Below are 19337 nucleotides of genomic sequence, written 5' to 3'. Positions count from 1 at the left end.
GTGCGACCTGAGCCGATCAGCCTTGCAGCGCCTTGTGGATGGCATCCATCAGATCATTGAGGGAAAATGGTTTTTCCAAGACCGCCACTGCGCCCGATTTGCGGGCTGCGTTGAGGGCGAAGGAGTCCATCCCCATCTGCTTGCCCTCCCCGGAAAAGGCGATGACGGGCGTTTCTGGAGCGACCTTGAGGATTTCCCGGATGGCGCCCAGACCATCCATTTCCGGCATGAAAATATCGGTGATAACCAGTTGTGTCGGGGTGCGTTGAAACTGTTTGACGCCCTCTGCGCCGTTCAAAGCCAGGGTTACCTGATGACCCTCGGCCTCCAGGGCCGTGCGAACATAGGCTAAAATACCGGGGTCATCATCCATGATCAGGATGTGTGCCAATGCGTTTGCCTCATCTTGGGTAAACCGGTGCATGACTCTGCGGGAAAACAATGACTTCATCACATACAACAATTTTATCTCCACGTCACGCGAGAAAGTGAATGTCTGCGTGGGTGGTTTGCTGATTTTGACCATGCGGGCTTTGCAGGGACAGAGAAATGGCCTATTTTTCCTCAAACAGCCTCTTGCCGGACACGACGGACATGACATTTTCTTTGCCCATCAAATTTGCCTTCCTGGCCTTCGTGATTGCCGGTATCGGGGTGCTGGGCATGGCAGTCTACAGTTACCAAAGCGCCGAGCGACTTTTACAGAGGCAGATCGAGCACCATTTGACCACCGGGTTGCAGTCGGAGGCGGCAGCGCTGGAGGAAAAATTTCGTCAAGCCGGAACTATCATCGGAAAGTTGGCAGGGGCGCCCCAGTTGGTACAATGTCTTCAGACGGTCCAGGTGGCTGAATGGTGTTCACAGGCCAAGCCTCTATTACAGGCCTTCCTTGACGTTCATCCCGGCCACCTGGTGGTCACCCTGTTGCAGGGGGGCATGGGAGGCCAGACCGTGATCCAGGTGCAAAAACCGGCGGTTGCGCAGAGACCCGATGCGGAGCGACCGTCCGGGGCAGTGGCTTCCTCGGCTGAGAGACGCCTCTGGGTTCGCGACAAAGCCCGTCCGGGTCAAGTAAAACTCTGGCGTGTTCGGCAGGAAGGAACATCTGCGGTGTCGGAACGGGTTGTTTTGGAAATGATCGCACCCGTCTTTGCTCTCGACAGGATGGCCCATGAACCTTTGGGTTTGCTGGTGGTGGCGGTGGATTTGGCGGAACTGACCGGCCTGTTGGCTGCCAGCCGTTCCGATTTTGTCTATCGAGTGGCCAACCTCCAGGGTGATTATCTCCTGCACGAGGATCCTGCCCGAATCTTCGCCCTGAAACGGGGAGAGGCGCCGGGGTTGTACGCTGAATCTCCCCAAGTGGATTGGCGGCGCCTTATGACCGCGCCACCGGGAAGTGTGGAACTTCAGGAGTTGTCGGCAAGAAACGAAATGCTCATGGCCGCTCTTCTGCGCCCGGTGTTGGAGGAACCGGAACACAATCTGTTCTTGGTGCTGTTGGCCTCCACCAGCCAACAACACGCCGCCATCAGTCGGTTTGGCGGCAAACTGTTGCTGGCTGTGACAGCACTGGTGGTGCTCTTGAGTTTTGCCATGGCCCTGATGGCGGCTTTGTTGATCCGGCCTGTGCTTGCGTTGATCCAGGTGGCGGATCGGATTGCCCGAGGGGATGAGTCGGTGACGTTGCCGGAAGTGGGCCGGCGGGATGAAATCGGCATGTTGACCCACTCCTTCAATTTGATGATGCACCATCTGTTGCGTTCGCGATCCGAGTTGCGCCAACTGGCCGAGTCGTTGGAAGGGGAGGTGCGCAATCGCACTGGAGAGTTGGCGCAAGCCGTTGAGAGGATGAAGGAAAATGAGCAGCTACTCAATGAAACCCAACGTCTGGGGCGTATCGGAGGTTGGGAGCTCGATGTCGTGCGCGACGCCTTGACGTGGACCCTGGAGGTGTATCGGGTTTGTCGGGTCGATGCAGAGACCACGATGCACCCTGAAACATTTCTGGACATGTTTCAGGGTGATGAGGCGGCGCATGTGCGTCGGGATCTCTACCGGGCGCGGGAGGTAGGCCTACCGTTCGACAGGGAGGCGGAGTTGTCGACTGGCCGGGGTGATCGGATCTGGGTACGGGTGCTGGGACGCGCCCGCCGCCGTGGTGACCGGGTTCTCAAGGTTTTTGGCATCTTGCAAGACATCACCGAACGCAAGGAGGCCGAACGGGTGATTACCCAGGCGCGTCAGGCCGCTGAGGCTGCCAACCGCGCCAAAAGTGAATTCCTGGCCAACATGAGTCATGAAATCCGCACGCCGATGAATGCCATCCTGGGCATGACGGCTCTGGCTATTCAGACACAACCGCCGGAAAAATTGCGGGATTATTTGGAAAAAATCCGCACCGCCGGACACTCCCTGCTGGGCGTGATCAACGATATTCTGGATTTTTCCAAGATCGAGGCCGGTCGCCTGGAGATGGAGAGAGTGGCGTTTCAACTCCACGAGGTGATGCAAAACATATCGGCGCTCTTTTCGGCCCCGGCGGCTGAGAAAGGGTTGGAGTTCATCTGTTTCATGGCTCCAGGCACGCCCAGCGCCTTGCTGGGGGATCCTCTTCGTTTGGGACAGGTCTTGACCAATCTGGTCAACAATGCCATCAAATTCACCGCGCAGGGGGAGGTGGTCATCCGGGTGGAGGCGTTGCCGGAAGAGATGGAGCAGGAGGTGGCCCTGGCCTTTTCCGTCAGCGATACCGGCATCGGCATCCAGGCCGACAAGACAGGCCATCTGTTCGACTCCTTTACCCAGGCTGACGGCTCCACAACGCGCCGCTACGGAGGGACCGGCCTGGGTTTGAGCATCAGCAAACGCCTGGTTGGCATGATGCAGGGGGAGTTGACTTTGGAGAGTGTTCCCGATCAAGGGAGTACGTTTCGTTTTACGGCGCGTTTCGGGCGCCAGCCCTTGGACCAGGAAAAACGTTTCCAACCTGCCGCCGATCTGCGTGGTCTGCGCATCCTGGTGGTGGATGACAGCCGGACATCCTTGCACATTCTGGAGGAAACTTTGCGTTCCTTCTCTTTTGAGCCGGTACTGGTTCAATCCGGCGAGGCCGCCCTGGAGGTGTTGCGCCAGGATGACAGCTTTCCCCTCATGCTGCTGGATTGGAAAATGCCCGGCATGGACGGCATTGAAACGGCCCGTCAGGTCCAAAATCTACCCGGGTCTAAACCCAGCATGGTTATGTTGACCGCCTTTGGGCGGGAGGAGGTGAGGCGTCAGGCAGAGGAGGCCCAGGTCAGGGCTTTTTTGACCAAACCTGTGACCCAATCCGTGTTGTTCGATACGATCATGCAGGTTTGTCACGGCTGTTCCCCGGCTCCGACAGCGCGGGATCCGGTTGGTGTGGCGCCCGCCATGGCGTCGGTTCTCAAGGGAGCGCGTGTCTTGTTGGTGGAGGACAACCTTCTCAACCGTCAGGTGGCGAGTGAAATATTGCACAATGCGGGCCTGGAGGTTTTCCAGGCAGCGGACGGCGATGCCGCCATCCAGTTTCTGGAAAGTCAGACACCCGATATCATCCTCATGGATGTCCAGATGCCCGGTCTGGATGGCTTCCAGACCACTCGGGTTTTGCGCAACGATGCACGGTTTCAGGATCTGCCCATTGTGGCCATGACTGCGCATGCCCTGAAGGGTGATCGGGAAAAGTGTCTGAATGCTGGCATGAACGACTATGTGACCAAACCCATCGATGTGCGCACACTGATGACCACCCTGGCACGTTGGGTGCAGCCGAGCCGCCGGGATGGGGCAACCACAGGGCAGGTTGCGGAGGGAGAACCACGGGATGCCAGGGTGGAGTCCATCTCCGCATCTGGGGAGGCGACAGGTGCCTTGGAGACGCATGCCCCTGTGCCGACCGCCTCTGCGGAGACCATGCGCACGCCGGCCAGGCGTCCCTGGTTACCGGACTCCCTGCCGGGAATCGATCTGCGCACTGGTTTGTTGCGGATGGGCGGTAATCAAACCATATTTCGTGACCTGTTGCTTGGGTTTGCGGAGCATCACGGCCAGGCTGCCGTTGTCCTGGAGCAGACCCTGGCGCGGGGGGATGTGGCGGGGGCGCATCGACTGGCACACTCTCTCAAGGGTGTGGCGGGCAATATGGCTGCGACGGAATTGGCCGAGGCGGCCCGAGCGGTCGAGGAGTCCCTGGCCGACGGTGACGCCACAGGGGTTCAGCCGCATCTGGACCATTTTGAACACCATCTCGGTACCGTCCTGCAAGGTATTCATCAGGTGGCAAAATCTGTGTGTGTCGAACCGCAGCAAACCCCGCATCCGATCTCTGTTCCCGCAGAGCCCGCCCTCCAGGCTCAAATTTTGGACTCTCTGCTGGAGCTTGACCAGCTCTTGGCCAAAAACAGCCTGCGCGCCAAAAAATATCATGCCGGGATGGTCGAAAGGTTGCGCACCCATCTGCCGGCTGATGCCTTGGGCCGCTTGCGTGTGGCCATGACCAGGCTTGATTTCAAGGGCGCCCGGACGATTGTGGAGGAGATCATCCGGATCCTGAACCTCTCCCGGGAGACAAAATGCGATGATCATCGGTGAACATCAGCCTAAAATCCTGATTGTGGATGACATGCCGGACAACATTGACCTGTTGCATCAGGCCATGGGAGAGGAGTACGAGGTGTTGTTTGCCACCAATGGCCCGGAGGCCTTGGCCATCGCGACGACGGAAAATCCGGATTTGATTTTGCTGGATGTCATGATGCCGGAGATGGATGGTTACCAGGTATGTCGGCGGCTCAAGGCCGAGGAGGTGACCCGGCATATCCCGGTGATATTTGTGACCGCCCTGACTGAAGAGGCCGATGAGGCGCGGGGGTTGCTCCTGGGGGCGATCGATTATCTGACCAAGCCCATCAGCGTTCCCATCCTGCAGGCCCGGGTCAGGAACCACCTCGAATTGAAAAAACGGGGCGACATGCTGGAACATCTGGCCATGATGGATGGTCTGACCGGCATTCCCAACCGCCGCCGCTTCGATGAAACCCTGGAGCGGGAGTGGCGGCGTTGTTTGCGGGCCCAACGTCCCATCTCCCTGATCCTCGTCGATGTGGATCATTTTAAGTTGTATAACGACCATTACGGTCACGCCCAGGGGGATCAATGCCTGAAAAAGATAGCCGTGGCCATGGCCAAGACCCAGACCCGATCCGCCGATCTCGTGGCCCGTTATGGGGGTGAGGAGTTTGTCTGCCTGTTGCCGGAAATTGCCAGCGAAGGAGCGCAGTCTTCAGCCCGCAGGATGCAGGAGGCGACGGCGGCGCTGCAAATACCTCATCTGCAATCCCCGACTGCCGGGCATGTCACCCTGAGCCTGGGGGTGGCCACGACGACTCCCAACCGGTCGTGCAAGCCGATCATGTTGATCGAAGCTGCTGATGGGTTCCTTTATCAGGCCAAGAGCGGCGGTCGCAATCGGCAGGTTGGCGGGATCCTGGATGAGGAGCCTGGGAGGTGAAGGAAAGGGGTTTTACCCGCCAGAAGGGCTTTCCCTAATTCTGGAGTGTGCGCAGCATGAAACGCAATCCCTGTCCAATCGTTGCCGAACGAATCGGCGCAGGGATTGAACTCCGCCAGGTCGGCGTTAGAGGGGATCATGGTGTTCGTCTTGTTTCTTGTTGTCTCGTTTCAGAATGGCCTTGGTAAAACCCAATAAGGCATCCAAATGTTGGGTGATGATAGCCACGATGATGGGCAACAGGAGGATCTGGTAGTCGTGTACGGCAATATTACGAAATCCCACCATGCGCTTGAGGGATTCAGAAAGCTCCGCCTCAATCCATCCTCCCTGGACCAACAGATCGAAGACGTTGCGCGCCCCCTGGGGAACTCCCAGTCGTTCGCGGCGAATCAGGTGCTGCCCCATGTCCAGGGCCGCTTCGCATGCGCGTTGAATATTGAGAACCGCCGCATCCTGGCGGGTATGATCCTGGCCGAACGATAGAGGATTCTTGGCATACTCCTCCCGGGCGCGGGCCACGCAGCGTTCGATGGTGGCGGACTTGTTGAGCACCACATCATCGGCCATGGATGGATCCCTCCTCTTGAATGATGGCCAGCAAGGGAGCCCGGGCCTCATCCAGGGCGGTCTTTTCACTCAGGATGAAACTTTCGTAGATCGCGGCTTGGGAGTCCCGCGCCCACAGTCGTTGGCCGGTGGTGATGATTCGATATTGCATCACCGTGGAGGCTGTGCGCAAATCCAACAGATCCACCGGGCATCCGCTTTGTTCGGCCAACTCCCCGGAAAGATGCCACAAGGTGACCGGATCGGTTTTTCCGGGGGTGAGAATCGCTAGGTCCAAATCACTCCCCGGGGTGGCATCGCCGCTGATGCGGCTGCCGAAGGCGTAGATGGCCAGCAGTTCCGGCAAGGTGGCCTGGAGTGTTGGCAGCAAGCCCTGCCACATCCCCGGGATGGCCAAGCTGATCATGGTTCCCCCCGAAAGGCGCGCCAAGTGAGTGAGCCAAACATGTCATTTGCCTTCCCGGATCCCGTTGAGGCTCGACCAGTAAAACAGTCCGACACCAATAAGTCCATGTCGGAATCTTTCTCACCCGGTGACCATCCCATATGAAGTACATTGATGAGAGGAAAAGTTATCCATGTCCAACGGGTTCAGTTGCATGCTTTCAGTCCGATTGCGGGACAAGGTTGACGATCACCCCCCCAAACGTGGCCGTCCCAGGGGGCGGTGTTCTCCCAGGCGGGCAAATTCACCTCTGCCCAGGCGCGCCAGGGGGTCAATGCCCTGGGTATCGACCTGCAAGCGGCCCTTGGCATCCCGGGAGGCGATGGTGTCATCCAAGTAGATGGTTTCGACACGTCCCAGAATCATGGCCATAGATTCCGGACCGATCACCTGCTGGTCGTGGAATTGGCAGCCATAAGCCACCCGGCAGGTCGCCAGCCGGGGCAGGCGGCAACCGGGAAAGGGGCGTGTCTCCAGAGCGAGTTTTTCCACCTCGGAGACCCCTTCCGGCAGGGATGCGGAGCTGTCGTTGACCCACTCCATGTGTTCCCAGGATGGGATATGCACGACAAAATCCCGGCGGGCAAGAATATTGGCCCGGGTGTCCTTGGGGGTGCCATCACTCTTCAGGCCGATGGCCAGCATGATCAGGGGTGGGTCGCTGCTCACGCCATTGAAATAGGAAAAAGGGGCCAAATTGAGGCTGCCCGAGGCATTTTCCGTTAAAACCCAGGCGATGGGACGCGGAACCAGGGTTTGATTCATGTGGTGATACACCTGGTTGGCAGACAAGCCCCGCAGATCGATCTCCATGTTGGCGCCTCCTGGCGGAAAAAATGTCACAAAAAAAAACGATTGAAAGACTGGGATGGAGGTCCAGGAGGAAGGGCTGCGCCCTTCCTCACTGGTGGGGTTCGGGGCGAAGCCCTGACAAAGGCTTTCATATCCAAGCTTTTCTTGAACAAGCTTTTCTTGAAAGGGTACCAACATGGTAACATTTCAAGTCACTATTCAGCACCTGGCAACGAACCGGAATCCAGTGGGGTGGCTCCCTGGAAGATCCGTCAACCATCCACCTGGATTTGGTAGAATCCCCGTTTGCCCACTTGCAGGATGCAGGAGCGGTCCAGGGTGGCGTTGTAGTCGCGGATCGGTTCACCATCCATTTTCAAACCGCCGCCATCCATGAGGCGCCTGGCCTGGCTTTTGGAAGGAATCAAATTGTTTGTGGCCAGGAAATCGATCAGGTTCGTTGCTGCGGGGACGGTCAATCCGGGCATGGATTCAGGCAGATTCTGTTGTTGATGGACATGCTCAAAATGGGCTTTGGCGCTCTCTGCCGCTGCGTCGCCGTGATACATGGCGACAATCTCTCGGGCCAGAATCTTTTTCATCTCCATGGGATGCAGTTGACCCCCGGTGACCTGTTGCCGATAGGCTTCGATCTGATCTGGCGTCCATCGGGTCACCAGACGCATAAAATCCAACATGGTCGGGTCGGAGAGGCGCATGGTTTTGCCGAACTGTTCCTCGGGTGGTTCGGCAATGCCGATATAGTTGCCGGCACTCTTGGACATGCGCATTTTGCCATCGGTGCCGACCAGGATGGGGTAGGTGAGGCAGATGCAGGGCAGTTGACCATGCGCCTCCTGCAACTTGCGCCCCGCCATGATGTTGAAGAGCTGATCGGTGGCGCCTAATTGTACATCACAGCGCAGATGCACGGCGTCATAACCTTGCAACAGGGCGTAGAGAAACTCATGCAATCCGACGGGGTTGCCGGATTCCAGCCGTTTTTTATAATTGTCCCGGGTGAGGAATTGCTGCACGGTGAAATGGGAACTCAGGGAGATGACATCCGCCAGAGTCATTTTTTCCAGCCAGTCCCCGTTGTGTTTTACCTGGATACGGTCGCGATCCAGAATTTTGAAACACTGCTCGGCATAGGTTTGTGCTGCTGCCAGCACCTCTTCACGGGTCTTGCGCGGGCGACCGCTGGTCTTGTCGCTGGTATCGCCCACCTGCGCTGTGAACGTGCCGATCAGGAAGGTGACCTCGTGGCCAAACTCCTGGAACAAACGCAACTTGCGCAGGGTGATGGTGTGCCCGAGATGAATGTCTGGACCACTGGGATCGTACCCCGCATAGACGCGCAAAGGCCGGTTTTCCTGTTTGGCTTTGTGGAGCCGATCCCGCAGCTCCCGTTCCATGTTGCGTCCCAACTGCGGATCCCCAAAATCCGCACCATACATCAACGCCCGGACCTGTGTCTCGATATCCATAGTGGGTTCCAAAAGTTTGCCTTTATGGTTGTTCCTGTTGGTTGCTCATGTTTCCGCATGACCTGGAGGCCCCGTTTGTCGGCAAGGCTGCAAGGCGTCGGCCTGTCGGATGCACCGGGGGGGCGATTTCTTTGCCATCCTGTTCCTCATGGATAGTGGCAACCTGGGTATGTGTCAAATGATTTCAGACAGTTCCAGTCCTCCCAAAAAAAAAATTCTGATAATGCACAAGACCATGGCATTCCAAAATGGAGCGTGTTATAGTCCAGCCCTCACCGGCGGGAGAGCTGGTGTTCAATGCGCCAGGGACGGCGCTCTCTTCGTTTCGCATTGCCTTCGATTCGGTCGCCGGTGGCTTCTGGGTCGACCCGCTCCCTGTGGGAACCCTGCCCCTCCCTCGTCCGAGTATCTTTCCCCTTTGGACGGATGCCCCTTTTTTCCTGGTTACGGGGAGCCCTGTTCCTTCCTCGTCCGTGTTCCTTGCCTCTTTGGATGGACGCCCCTTTATCTGGGGTCGCCTCTGCGCTACCTTGGCTGTAAGGTCGGTTGTGGTGGAAAGAGAGTGGTCGCGAGGGTGGGGCGGATGCCATGAGGGATATCGTCTATTTGCTGCCGTATCTGGTCTTTCCCCTGCTCTTTGTGTTGGGATGGCACTACCACACCACGGAAAAGCTGGTACGTAAACTGCGCAGGGAGATTCGTGACCGTGCGCAGGCCCAGGAAGAGTTGAATGTAAGTCGTGACAGTCTGGCCAAGGCCCAGGCTATCGCCCATCTGGGCAACTGGGAATGGGATCTGAAATCTGGCGCATTCGTCTGCTCGGACGAGGTGTTCCGCATTCTTGGCATTTCTCCAAAGCCCCCGGTTTTTTCCATCGAGGAGTATTTACGCAGTTTTTCCCCGACGGAAGGCCAAAATTTTCGGGAAGAATTGGTGCGTCGACAGTCAGGGGATAGCGCGCCCCTACGGATGGAGCGCACCCTGATGCAACCCGGTGGCGAGACCCGTGTGGTGCGCGAAGTGACCGAGGTGCTTTGCGACCAGTCTGGCCAGGCAGGACGCATCATGGGGACGATCTACGATGTGACCGGACGCATTCGGGCAGAAAATGCCTTGCGCGCCAGCGAAGAACGCTTCCGCACCCTGGCCCAATCAGCCAAAGATGCCATCATCTCCTGCGATGCCGATGGGAAGGTTCTGTTCTGGAATACCGGAGCCCAGGTCATGTTTGGCTTCGAGGAGGCCGAGATTCTGGGAAGGGATCTCGAAATGATCGTACCCCCCCGGTATCGGGAAGCCCACAGATCGGGCATGCAGCGCCATCGCGAAACAGCCGTTTTCAATGCACCGGAGAGTGTCCTGGAGCTGGTCGGACTGCGCAAGGATGGTACGGAGTTCCCCATCGAAATTTCCATGGCTACCTGGGTCTCCGGGGAGAATCGTTACTATTCGGCCATTCTTCGCGATATCACCGGGCGTCGGCGTTTGGAACAGGAACAGGATCGGGCCTTTCAGGTTCGGATCACCATCAGCGCCTTGCTCGAAACCGCACTGGAACCCCTCACCCTTTCTGCTCAATTGGAAGTCGCACTGGCCATCATTCACTCCATTCCATGGTTGGCAGCGCCGGGGCAGGGGGTGATTTTTTTGGTTGATGCAACCTCCGGCATGTTGTTGCCAGGTGCTCAGAAGGGATTGGGGCGTGGGGCGATATCTGGTGCAATGCCAGAGATGTTGACGGCGGATTTGACGCAGCTGTTGTGGCAACCCGCCCTTGACGAACAGAAAATTGTTTTTGTCACACCCGCCATGGAATCCCATGTTGGGGCTCTCCGGCATGGCCGCTACTGTGTTCCCATTACCTATCATGGTCGGCTTCTGGGCGCCCTGGTACTATTCCGAAGTGGTGGCGAAAGACCCCACGCCGACGAGGAAGAGGGCGTTTTGTTGACGATTGGCCACACCCTGGCCGGCATCATCGAACGGCGCCGCATGGAAGAGATGTTGGAGCAGACGACTCAGGCCCTGCGGGAAACGCGCCTGGAAATCATTCGCCGACTGGGTCGGGCATCGGAATTTCGCGACAACGAAACAGGCATGCACGTTGTTCGGATGAGTCACTATGCCGTGGTTTTGGGCAAGGCAGCCGGTATGTCTCCCGTAGAGTGTGAATTGATTCTGCACGCCGCACCCATGCATGATGTCGGTAAAATTGGCATCCCGGATACCATTCTCCGTAAACCAGGCCGGTTGACCGATGAGGAGATTGTGACCATGCGCAAACATGCCGAAATAGGCGCCAGCATGCTGTTTGGCTATGAAGACGAACCCCTCAAGACGGCCCATATCATGGCGTTGACCCACCACGAACGTTGGGACGGAACCGGCTATCCCAGTGGTCTGAAAGGGGAAGAGATCCCCCTGGTCGGGCGCATCTGTGCTGTGGCCGACGTTTTCGATGCCCTGACAACGCCACGCCCGTATAAAAGTGCTTGGAGTGTCGAGGAGGCAACGGGAGAGATCCAAAGGTCGGCTGGAACACATTTCGATCCCAGGCTGGTACGTCTGTTCCTGGAAAATCTTCCGGAAATTTTTGAAATCATGAGAACTTATGCAGATCCGTTCCCTGAATCGTAGTCTGTATCCATCGTGTAGCCTTCATCGTTTGTAACTACTCGGCACTCTTGCAAGAAAAGCTTGGACATGAAAGCTTTTGTCAAAGTTTTGTTCCGAACCCTGCCAGGACGGAGTTCTGGCCTTGCCAGGGAGCCAGCCTCCTGGACCTCGGTTCGTTGCCGGGTGGTGAATGGTGATATCTGAAGTATATTGGCGCGTCGATTGCGAGTCGTGATCTCCCGAGGTTCTCTCGGGCGCTATCCGGGCGGCAGCAGTTGGTTGCATGAAATGTGTTTTGCGGCAGGAATCCATGCGATGGGTATGTTGAGAAAAATCAAGGTTATGGAAGGGATTTATTGGGTTGAGGTTCCCAGAGTCGGCCTGTATGTTCTCTGCGGATGCCCGGCGGATGTTGTCAAGCATCTCATGAAGAAGGGGCTGATTATCCCGACTGAGGTTCAAGGGGTGCCGTGTGAGACCGGTCCCAATGCCATACTGTTGGCGGATATCATGCTCCAGAATGGTCGCCTGACCAATCTCGCTGAGTTTCCGGTATTGCAAATGCTCTATCGCCAGGGCATGTTGCTTCCCAGCCATCCGAACAATACGGGCGCACGGCCTCTCCTGATTGGGGATCCTGAGGTCATCAAGTCGCAAATGCAATACATTTTCCGGGGAAATTATGGTCTGGTATCCGAGGAGGAGATTTGCGCAACGGGAGTTCCGGAAGCAACAGCCAAGGTATTGATGCAAATCAAATTAAAATTTGCCTTTGGAAAAATTCGTCCCTCCGATGAGTTGTTGGCATCCCTGCCCGTGCGTGAACACTTGGTCGAAATTTGCGATCAGGTCTTTATTCGTCGGAAAAAGTTGAATGTCTACGAGTTCTCTTTTCTGGACGAAAGAGTCACCGTCGATATGAACCTGGAAAGCGAATGTACCTATCCTTCGCCCTACCCCTTGAACTTCCATAACATCAAACGGGAGTATTTTGCCGTCATCCACTCCGGCCAGGGTGATGGCTGGGATATCAACCGGCCCAGCATGGGCAGTGTCATCATGTTTCAGGGAAAGGTCTACCTGGTCGATTCCGGCCCCAATATCGAGTACAGCCTCATGGCGTTGGGTATTGGCATCAATGAAATCGAAGGAATTTTTCATACCCACAACCATGACGACCACTTTGCCGGCCTGGTCACATTGATTCGCAGCGGACGCCGCATTCAATATTTCGCTCCCCCCCTGGTTCGTGTTTCGGTATTCAGAAAACTGGCCGCGTTGTTGTCCATTGCGGAAGAGCGCCTGATCGATTTTTTCGTTGTTCGTGATCTTCAGGTCGGAGTGTGGAACGACATGGATGGCCTGGAGGTCATGCCGATTCTTTCGCCCCACCCAGTCGAGACCTGTGCCTACTATTTTCGTACTTTCTGGGATGGAAAATTTCGCTCCTATGGTCACCTGGCCGATATTGCGACACGGAAAATTCTGGAAGGTATGGTGGACCAGGGCAGGGGTGACGGTATCCCACAAGCCTTCTTTGAAGAGACATTCAGCCAGTATCTGATGCCGGCAGATGTTAAAAAAATTGATATTGGCGGCGGATTGATCCACGGACAGGCAGAGGATTTCAAGGATGATGTTTCGGAGCGGATCATTCTGGCCCATACCTCTGCCTTGTTGACCACACACCAGAAGGAGATCGGCTCCAGTGCGCCTTTTGGTGTGGTGGACGTTTTGGTCCCGGATTTTTCCGAGCCTTTGCGCGATACGGCTGCGGATTTTCTCTTCGCTTATTTTCCTGGTATTACGCGGCCCAATTTACGCAAACTCTTGAACAACCCCATCGTTACATTCAACCCGGGTTCGATTATCATCAAAAAGGGGGAGATTAACCCCGTGGTGTTTTTGGTCTTGACCGGAATTGTGGAAAAGATCAGCGCCGATGCCGGAATCTACAACGTTCTCTCTGCCGGTACCATGTTGGGAGAGTACCATGGCCTTCAGGGGCTGCCTGCCAAAAACACCTCCCGCTCCGTCAGCTTCGTGCAAGCCTTGCGCATCCCGGCGGGTTCCTATCTGGAGTTTATCCAGAAGAACAGGCTTGATGTGATGATCAAGACCTTGAATGATAATCGCAAGATCATGCAGAACACGCGGCTTTTTGGGGAAAATATCTCGACCCCCACGCTGAACAGGATTGCCCAACAGATGCAGAGACATCACTTTCCCGCTGCCCAGGGAGAATCTCTGATGGCCCTGGATCCGGAGCGACTCTGTCTCATCGAATCAGGCCGGGTGGAACTTCGCTGGCGTGACCGGGTTATGGATGTGCTGAAGACCGGTATGACCTTCGGGGAGGGGAGCGCGGTCTTCCGTGGCGAGAGACGGTTTCAGTACCGCTCCCTGGAACCCACCACCATCATGACGATCCCGGGAGAACTTTTGCGGGAGATCCCCATTGTCATGCTGAATCTTCTGGAAAGTTGGGAATCACGCCGTCACTCCACATCTCCCTCGTCGAGCGAGGGAGAGTGTGGAGAGACAGCCGGTTAGACTGCGCCGACTACAAGCCGAAGGTGTCAAAATCCTGCTCGCGCTGATGCCATTTCTCCACGCGGAAGATCCAGGCTGGCTGCGAGGGGTCGATCTTGACGAAAAAGTGGCTGCCTTGCAGCAAAAACCGCCCACCCGAGATCAGTTCATGCATCTCGAAGTGTTCCCCTTCCTTCAAACCGATATCGGTCAGAGGAATGAAGATGTTGGCCTCCTGACGGTTGAAGGGGTCCAGGTTGACCAGAATCAGGATGACATTCCGGCGATCAGGTGTGGCCTTGCCATAGAACAGAATATTTTCGTTCTCTGCTTTGTAAAAGCGCAGATTTTTGTAGAGATGCAGGGAAGGGTTCTCTTTTCGGATGCTGTTGATCTTTTCGATATAGCCCTTGATGTTACCAGGGCGATCCCAATCCCAAACCTTGTACTGGTATTTTTCCGAATTCAAATACTCTTCCTTGCCGGGGACAGGGGTGTTTTCACACAGTTCATAGCCACTGTAGATACCGTAAACCGAGGAGAGCGTGGCGGCCAGTGCAAAACGCATCTTGAAGGCGGGACGACCACCCTCCTGGAGAATACGGGGAAGAATATCCGGAGTGTTCGGGAAGAGGTTGCCTCGCATGTATTCACTGACGCTGGACTGGGTCAACTCCGTAAAATATTCCGTGATCTCATGTTTGAAGTTGCGCCAGGTGAAGTAGGTGTAGGATTGGGTGAAGCCCACCTTGGCCAGGGCCTGCATCATGGGAGGTTTGGTGAAGGCCTCCGACAAAAAGAGGACGTCCGGGTGGGCCTGCTGGACGTTTTGAATCAGCCAATGCCAGAAGGGGACAGGCTTGGTGTGCGGATTGTCCACCCGGAATATGCGCACCCCCTTGTCGGCCCAGAAGAGGATGATATCGTGCATCTCCTCCCAGACATCTTTCCAATGTCCATTCGGGGCGTTGAAGTTGAGCGGATAGATATCCTCGTATTTTTTCGGGGGATTTTCTGCATACTTAATGGTGCCGTCCGGGCGTTTGAAAAACCACTCGGGATGCGCAGCCACGTAGGGGTGATCGGGAGAGCAGTTGATGGCAAAATCGAGGGCCACCTCCATGCCAAGGTCGCGGCAGGCCTTTTCGAACTCCAGAAAATCATCCATGGTGCCCAGTCCCGGTTCGACTGCCATGTGGCCACCGCTTTGGTTGCCAATGGCATAGGGGCACCCGGGTTCGGAAGGACTACAGGTCAGGGAGTTGTTCGCCCCCTTGCGTCCGGTCACCCCGATGGGATGGATGGGGGGAAGATAAACGACATCGAAGCCCATTTTTTTGATTTCCGGCAGACGGGCAATACACTCCCGAAAGGTGGCGCTTCGTCCCTCTACCCGCCCCTGGGAACGGGGAAAAAATTCATACCAGGCGGCGTAGCGGGCTTTCTCCCGGTCCACCATGATCTCCAAAGGAGGGGTCAGAACGGTGCTGTCGTCCCGGGGGGCATTGCGGGAGATCAGATTGATCAGGTCGGTTTCGGAAAAAATGTTGAACTGACTCTCCACATTGTCGGCCTGATCCAGGCGTGAAAAGACATAGTTCAGGTAGACCTTTTCGCCCTCTTTGTTCAACAGACTTGCCAGACGGTGCAGAAACTCCCGCCCTTCCACCAGGTCGCTGGCGACATTTTCGTTGGCGCGGAATTTTTTTGTCAGGTCATCGAGCCAGGATTGATAGATATCGGTGAAGGCCTCGATGGTAAACTCGTACATGGCATTTTTGGTCAGAACCACACTGCCGACCCAGTGGCTGAGACCGGGGTTGATGGCCTTCATGGGCGATTCGGTCCAGGGAAGATTGCTGTATTTCTCCCGAACTTTCAGAATCACCCGCGTGACGTTGTGTCCGTCACGAAAAACCGTGGCGGTGATCCGCACGCGGTCGCCGACCTCGCGCTTGATGGGAAATTTGCCACCATCAACGGATGGCTGTACATTTTCTATGGTAAAAGGGTGGTTGGCGTCCATTATTATGTTATTCATTGTTACCGCTACCTTTATTTGGACTGCACCAGTTTGGTGTAGAGCGCAAGAACCTCCTGGGCAATGCTGGCCCAACTGAAGCGCTCCTCAACTCTTTTTCTGCTGTTTTCTCCCATCTCCTTGCGGAGTTGGTCGTTGTTCAGAATTTGGTTGATGTGGTCAGCCAGCTTTTGAGAAAATGCCTCTGGATTGACCGGTTCAAACGGACTTTGCTTGTATTGATCGAACTCGACAAGAAAGCCGGTCTTGCCGTGCTGGATGATCTCGACGATGCCACCGACGGCACTGCCCACCACAGGCGTCTTGCAGGCCATCGCCTCCAGATTGATGATGCCGAAGGGCTCATAGATGGAGGGGCAGCAAAAGACGGCGGCATGTGAATAAAGCTGAATAATTTTTTTCTTGGGCACCATCTGGGGAATCCAGATGATGTTATCGCGGACCTGTTGAGCCTTGCGGACACCCTCCTCCATTTCGACCCGGATTTCCGGTGTATCCGGCTCGCCGGCGCACAGCACGATCTGCACATTCGGGTTGATGTGCTTGAGGGCATTGACCAGGTGGATGATTCCCTTCTGACGGGTGATGCGACCGACGAAGAGGACGAAGGGGACGTTCGGGTTGATACCGAACTCAAGCAAGGCGTCGGTGGCTGGGGTGTACTGGTACTCTTCGATATTGATGCCATTGTAGATCACATGAATCCGGTCTGGATCCACATGGAAGAGGCGGGTGACATCCTCCTTCATCCCCTTCGAGACGGCGATGATGGCATCCGCCGACTCCATGGCGGTCTTTTCCACCCAGACCGAGAGGTCGTATCCCAGGCCCAACTGCTCCCGTTTCCAGGGGCGTGAGGGCTCCAGAGAGTGGGTCGTCAGAACAAGCGGTATGCCGTAGGCCTTTTGAGCAAAAATACCGCCCAGATGGGAATACCAGGTGTGACAATGCACCAACTGCGCATCGATCGGTTCGGCATTGAACTGAATGCAATTGGCGAATGACGTGAAGGGGGATTTCAGCTTTTTATCACACTGTTCAAAATATTTTGCGTCAAAATCCACACCCCGGACCGTGAGATTGCCGCTCTTGGCATTTTGTTTGCCAAAACAACGAACCTCAACCTCGATCAACTTGGCGAGTTCCTGGGAAAGATACTCCACATGGACTCCGGCGCCTCCGTAGACGTTGGGAGGGTACTCTTTGGTCAGAAACAGGGCTTTCATGCAGGCTCTCCTTGATGGGGTGGGCGAGTGCCCGAGGGTCAACGCCCAATTGTGGGAGAATGGCCCCTACCGATCAAGGGAATTCCTTAGCGCCCGGATGGATCAAGTTTGTTTCGACTGCCCGCTCCATGGCGGCGGGCTGCCTGTGGGGGGGTCTTTCAGACCCGATGCGAGTACTGAAAGTAGCGCCGTGTACCACTCAACAGTGCGTCGGCCAGGGTCTCCTGGAAGGAGACTCTGCGCATCAGTTCCTCTTCTTTCGGATTGCTGAGAAAGGCCATCTCCACCAACACCGAAGGAACGTCCGGGGCCTTCAGAACCGCAAACCCGGCCTGTTTGACGCTTTTGTAGTGGAGTTTCATGCGCCCGACGCTCTGGAGGCTGCCGAGGAGGTTTTGCCCGAGGAGCAGGGCACGGTTGAGGGAGTCACGTTGGGCAAGGTCCATCAGCATCTCGGCGACTTCCGGCTCGACATCTTCCCGCAGGTTGACGCCGCCGATCAGGTCGGCGCTGTTTTCCCGCCGCACCAGGGCTTTGATGGCCCGGTCCGGGGTGGACATGCCCCGTTCCGACAGACAATAAACCGACGCGCCCCGGGCGGACGGTATGTGGAAGGCATCGGCATGCAGGCTCATGAACAGATCGGGGCTGTATTGACGGGCGATGGAGACGCGCTTGTTCAGGGTTACGAAGTAGTCCCCAGTGCGGGTCAGGTGAGCACGAAAGCCGGGGGTGTGGTTGATGCGGTGCGCCAACTTTTTGGCAACCGTCAGCACCACATCCTTTTCCCGTGTGCCCTCGGCTCCGACGGCGCCCGGATCCTCACCCCCATGCCCCGGATCGATGACGATCACGGCGGTGTGCCCGCCTTTGGCGCTGATCTTCCTGACCGGAGATCCGGCCTGCGCCAGTGATGCGGGCAACATAAAGCTTCCAGCTGTCAAAGCCAACAACTTGAGGAGCTTGCGACGATCTGGTCTCATTTCTTTCCTCCATCGGCATACATCTCAACTCCCCATCCGTGGAGATTCATGCTACTCTCGGAATTCTGCATCGGGGATCTGAAGTGCGGGAGGCGTCCAGCGGCGCCTGCGGGGATCCGGTGCCCCACGGCACCGGATCTTCAGCCGTCATCCTCTGACGTTTCGACCCCTCGGTCGTGAGTCTGTGAGCAACTCGCATGCCGAGGTTGAACCCATGAGCCAACCGTGCCAGAGCGGAGCGATTATGTCCACGGACGATCCTTCTGAAATCAGTAAGTTCGAACTTATGGCCCACGAATGGTGGGATCCCGAAGGCCGCTTCAAACCCTTGCATCGGATCAACCCGCTCCGCACCGGCTATGCCAAGGAGCGGCTCGCCAGTCAAGGATTTGCCGACATGTCGGCGTTGCGTCTTCTCGATATTGGCTGCGGTGGAGGCATTTTGGCGGAGAGTCTGGATCAACTCGGGGCCAGTGTGACCGCCATCGACCGTTCGGAGAAGATCATCGGCGTGGCAAAGGCACACCAGCAGGAGAGCGGTTCGCGGGTCGATTATCGTCTTCAATCCGTCGAGGCGTTGGCGCAGGAGGCGCCCGCCTCTTTCGACGCCGTCATGGCCATGGAGGTGTTGGAGCACGTCGCCGATCCGCCAAGGTTTCTGCACGCCTGCTCACTCCTGCTCAAACCAGGCGGACTGCTGTTTTTTTCGACCCTGAACCGCACCTGGAAAGCGTGGCTTCTGGCGATTGCCGGGGCCGAATATGTGCTGCGCTGGTTGCCGCAGGGAACCCACCAATACGACAGGTTCATTCGTCCCTCGGAGTTGTCCGGCTGGATGCGCAGCGCGGGCATCCGGGTGCGGGATGTCTCCGGAATGACCTACGTCCCCTGGCGCGATCAGTGGGAAATTTCGCGCGATCCCAGTGTCAACTATCTGGGATTCGGGGTTTTTACCCCCCCGTCCGATCCAGGTTGAACCCGCAGGCGGCGCTTGACCACCCCCTGGGAGTCGATGCCCCATATCTCCTGACTCCCCTGGACGCTCTCGATCAGCAGGGCTATGCCATTTCCCCAACTGGTCAAGGCGGTGATCTTGCCGCCGGGGG

The 19337-nt window shown here is 56.6% G+C and carries 14 protein-coding genes; 5 read left to right on the top strand and 9 right to left on the bottom strand.

The genetic code is table 11. The annotated features are described in order from the left end of the window. Window positions 1-16: 16 nt before the first annotated feature. Entirely contained in the window at window positions 17-526 is a 510-nt protein-coding gene (locus HQL63_10050) for a response regulator (protein ID MBF0177171.1), read from the bottom strand. Between the two features lie 68 nt (window positions 527-594). Between HQL63_10050 and HQL63_10045 the strand changes: the two genes are divergently transcribed. Next, complete coding sequence (locus HQL63_10045; protein ID MBF0177170.1) at window positions 595-4617, top strand: response regulator; 4023 nt, start codon at window positions 595-597, stop codon at window positions 4615-4617. Beyond that, window positions 4610-5536, top strand: coding sequence for a diguanylate cyclase (locus HQL63_10040; protein ID MBF0177169.1), 927 nt, complete (start codon window positions 4610-4612; stop codon window positions 5534-5536). The genes HQL63_10045 and HQL63_10040 overlap by 8 nt, the downstream gene beginning before the upstream one ends. Window positions 5537-5662: 126 nt before the next feature. On the opposite strand, the gene HQL63_10035 is transcribed toward HQL63_10040, so the two are convergent. The 4 genes from HQL63_10035 to HQL63_10020 form a co-directional block, all read right to left on the bottom strand. Then, window positions 5663-6106, bottom strand: coding sequence for a DUF86 domain-containing protein (locus HQL63_10035; protein MBF0177168.1), 444 nt, complete (start codon window positions 6104-6106; stop codon window positions 5663-5665). Next, window positions 6096-6488, bottom strand: coding sequence for a nucleotidyltransferase domain-containing protein (locus HQL63_10030; protein MBF0177167.1), 393 nt, complete (start codon window positions 6486-6488; stop codon window positions 6096-6098). Before HQL63_10030 ends, HQL63_10035 begins: the two co-directional genes overlap by 11 nt. A gap of 252 nt (window positions 6489-6740) precedes the next feature. Beyond that, window positions 6741-7364 (bottom strand): flavin reductase family protein, encoded by a 624-nt coding sequence (locus HQL63_10025; protein MBF0177166.1) that lies wholly within the window; start codon window positions 7362-7364, stop codon window positions 6741-6743. 251 nt (window positions 7365-7615) lie between these two features. Next, window positions 7616-8833: a tyrosine--tRNA ligase gene (locus tag HQL63_10020; protein ID MBF0177165.1), complete on the bottom strand. Its 1218-nt coding sequence runs from the start codon at window positions 8831-8833 to the stop codon at window positions 7616-7618. Window positions 8834-9421: 588 nt separating this feature from the next. Here HQL63_10020 and HQL63_10015 point away from each other — a divergent pair. Further along, entirely contained in the window at window positions 9422-11470 is a 2049-nt protein-coding gene (locus tag HQL63_10015; GenBank protein MBF0177164.1) for a PAS domain S-box protein, read from the top strand. Between the two features lie 294 nt (window positions 11471-11764). After that, window positions 11765-14002, top strand: coding sequence for a cyclic nucleotide-binding domain-containing protein (locus tag HQL63_10010; GenBank protein ID MBF0177163.1), 2238 nt, complete (start codon window positions 11765-11767; stop codon window positions 14000-14002). 10 nt (window positions 14003-14012) lie between these two features. Here the strand turns inward: HQL63_10010 and HQL63_10005 are convergent, their stop codons facing one another. The 3 genes from HQL63_10005 to HQL63_09995 form a co-directional block, all read right to left on the bottom strand. Beyond that, window positions 14013-16007: an alpha-1,4-glucan--maltose-1-phosphate maltosyltransferase gene (locus tag HQL63_10005; GenBank protein ID MBF0177162.1), complete on the bottom strand. Its 1995-nt coding sequence runs from the start codon at window positions 16005-16007 to the stop codon at window positions 14013-14015. Window positions 16008-16036: 29 nt separating this feature from the next. Further along, window positions 16037-17248 carry a glycogen synthase gene (gene glgA / locus HQL63_10000; GenBank protein ID MBF0177161.1) on the bottom strand — a complete coding sequence of 404 codons (1212 nt, stop codon included), beginning with the start codon at window positions 17246-17248 and terminating at the stop codon, window positions 16037-16039. A gap of 158 nt (window positions 17249-17406) precedes the next feature. Further along, window positions 17407-18231, bottom strand: a complete 825-nt coding sequence (locus HQL63_09995; GenBank protein MBF0177160.1) for an N-acetylmuramoyl-L-alanine amidase — start codon at window positions 18229-18231, stop codon at window positions 17407-17409. A gap of 244 nt (window positions 18232-18475) precedes the next feature. Here HQL63_09995 and ubiG point away from each other — a divergent pair, with 244 nt between their 5' ends. After that, window positions 18476-19207, top strand: coding sequence for a bifunctional 2-polyprenyl-6-hydroxyphenol methylase/3-demethylubiquinol 3-O-methyltransferase UbiG (ubiG, locus tag HQL63_09990; protein ID MBF0177159.1), 732 nt, complete (start codon window positions 18476-18478; stop codon window positions 19205-19207). Here the strand turns inward: ubiG and HQL63_09985 are convergent. Next, on the bottom strand, window positions 19162-19337 hold a 176-nt coding region (locus tag HQL63_09985; GenBank protein ID MBF0177158.1), incomplete at its 5' end, for a hypothetical protein. The two genes, ubiG and HQL63_09985, sit on opposite strands and share 46 nt — an antisense overlap.

It is taken from the genome of Magnetococcales bacterium, assembly GCA_015231175.1.
Lineage (GTDB): Bacteria > Pseudomonadota > Magnetococcia > Magnetococcales > DC0425bin3 > HA3dbin3.
This window is presented reverse-complemented; position numbering and strand designations above follow the sequence as displayed.